Source organism: Paenibacillus sp. 32O-W (assembly GCF_007679495.1).
GTDB classification, from domain to species: domain Bacteria; phylum Bacillota; class Bacilli; order Paenibacillales; family NBRC-103111; genus Paenibacillus_L; species Paenibacillus_L residui.
Genome location: NZ_VEGP01000137.1, coordinates 1 through 2,170, shown reverse-complemented (window position 1 = coordinate 2,170; position 2,170 = coordinate 1). Strand labels below are relative to the sequence as shown.

The window sequence follows — 2,170 nt, the reverse complement described above, 5'->3', positions numbered from 1 at the left end:
ACACGTTTACATCGATAATTTTAACTCAAGCACCCCAAATTGAGCCTCAATCGCCCGGTTTATTCCGAGATCCTATAGTAAATGGGAAGTTGTCCACACAAAAGCAACCTCCTGTCAAAATTAATTAAAATTTTTAATAGTAGGTATTTCGGATGATAACGTTCCCGTTTTTATTTTTTGAACCATTGGTCACAAAAAAGTCAAAATTGGGGACTTACACTGTGTAAAGGTTGTGTTCACTACGTTGCTAATGAGTGGTCAAGCCATTACCATGTCTTATCTTGAGAATGACATGGGGGATCGCAGCAAAAGTTCTGAATGACTCTTACGATAGGGTTATTACCGAAAATCTCCCCGAATAAGATTCATCATTCCTAAAAACAAAGCTACCGAGAAATAGGTCGGGAGCTCATGGAAGTAAAAACTTTATGGCGGTTTTATCGCGTTAAGGACATCAGTCGTATGAAACGTTCAGACATGAAAAAAACCAGAGTGCAGCACGATTGATATAGAACACATAGCCTTAATTAGGGGTCCCGCCAACAAAACGAAAACATACGCTAAGCGAATAATTGGTCAAACAAGCCGGAATTTCCGTATGCTAAGGAAATCCGGCTTGTTTTTATTCTTCTCGTGAAGGCCGTTTAAGTGGACGTAGCCCTTTCAGTGTTGCGATTTGTTTGATATCAAACTTGTATTCACCTAAGAAATTAATGTGTTCCCATCCGAGTGGAAAATATGCTTCAACAATTCTTCATTCAGTTGCTTATGGATCTTTCTATATCCCGTCCATCATTCATACAAACTATTGAAACGGCAGAGCTGCCGTTTTATTGTTTTGACTGATTGTAAGAAGATTTCAATCGGACACTACATTGACCTGTTCAATTAGAGCTCAAGCAACGAATACGCTTGAGCTGTTGCTGTAGTTTGAATAGAGGATCTCTTAGGATTATGAGTTGAATGCATTAGTACGCGATAGAAAAAATACTTTTCAATAAACTTACTATGTAGTAACATTACTTATGAGTAAGTTATAGAAAGGAAGATTGGATGATAAAGTCAAGTAAGGAGAAAGGAAAAGCAAGTAAAGCTCGGTTGCTTACATTAGCTGCCTCTGAGTTTTCTAGAAGAGGCTATCATGATACTAAAATCAGTGATATTGTAGCCGCGGCCGGACTTACTCAGCCTGCATTCTATCTATATTTCTCTAGTAAAGAAGCGATATTTATAGAACTAACTCAAGCTTTTCATAACCGGATGAGGACATTAATTGAAAATAGCTTACTAGATTCCGCAATGGAACAGGAGAATGTTTTTGAACACATCAAAACAAAGTTGAAAATGTTCTTTGAGTTTTTGGCGATGGAACCCGATTTGACGAGAATTGGATTATTCGTCAATCCGAATAGAGCTCAGATTCGAGCGGATATGGTTCGCATGGTTCGGGATAATTTGGTCAAAGAACAGCAGTCTGGTTATTTTCGCAGTGACTTGGATATGGAATTTGTGGCTGAATGTTTAGTAAGTATGATCGAACAGTTAACAGAAACACGTTTATTGCCAGGTTTAAGTAGTGCAGGTCATTTAGCGACCCAAATCGTCGATTTATTATTAAATGGGATGATTGCGGAATAGATGAATATTATTTCTATATCTTTTTCGTACTAATTTTTTAGAAAGGTGGAATGAACTCATCGTGAGGGGTGGCATTCGATTTGGGTTATTCAGTTTGTTACTTTTCTTTACTATTCTTTCAGTTGGATATGAGGCTTATGCGAATGAAGCGGATTACGAATGGAGTGAAAACGAGGATGGTACAGTTACGATTACAAAATACAAGGGTTCAGCAAGGAATGTGATTATCCCAAATCAGTTGAATAATAGAGATGTAACAGCTATTGGGAACAAAGCTTTTTACAACAAATCCCTCGCAAGCGTGGAGTTTCCTAATACTATCGTTAGTATCGGAGATGAAGCATTTCAATACAATAATCTTGTAAGTGTAACATTGCAAAATGGGTTAGAACAGATTGGGGATTATGCATTTGGTAATAATAAACTTACAAGTATAGAACTACCGGATAGTCTAATACCTGAATCCGTGATCTTTAAAATCAAAATAGCTAGATAAAGAAAGGAAATCAATGATCGATGGAGAAATAGTAGG

The 2,170-nt window shown here is 37.3% G+C and carries 2 protein-coding genes; both read left to right on the top strand.

The genetic code is table 11. The features are described from left to right. The first annotated feature begins 1,053 nt into the window (after positions 1-1,053). Complete coding sequence (locus FS806_RS25125) at positions 1,054-1,638, top strand: TetR/AcrR family transcriptional regulator (RefSeq protein ID WP_260982257.1); 585 nt, start codon at positions 1,054-1,056, stop codon at positions 1,636-1,638. Positions 1,639-1,699: 61 nt separating this feature from the next. Then, positions 1,700-2,134: a leucine-rich repeat domain-containing protein gene (locus tag FS806_RS25120; protein WP_186328539.1), complete on the top strand. Its 435-nt coding sequence runs from the start codon at positions 1,700-1,702 to the stop codon at positions 2,132-2,134. Positions 2,135-2,170: the final 36 nt, after the last annotated feature.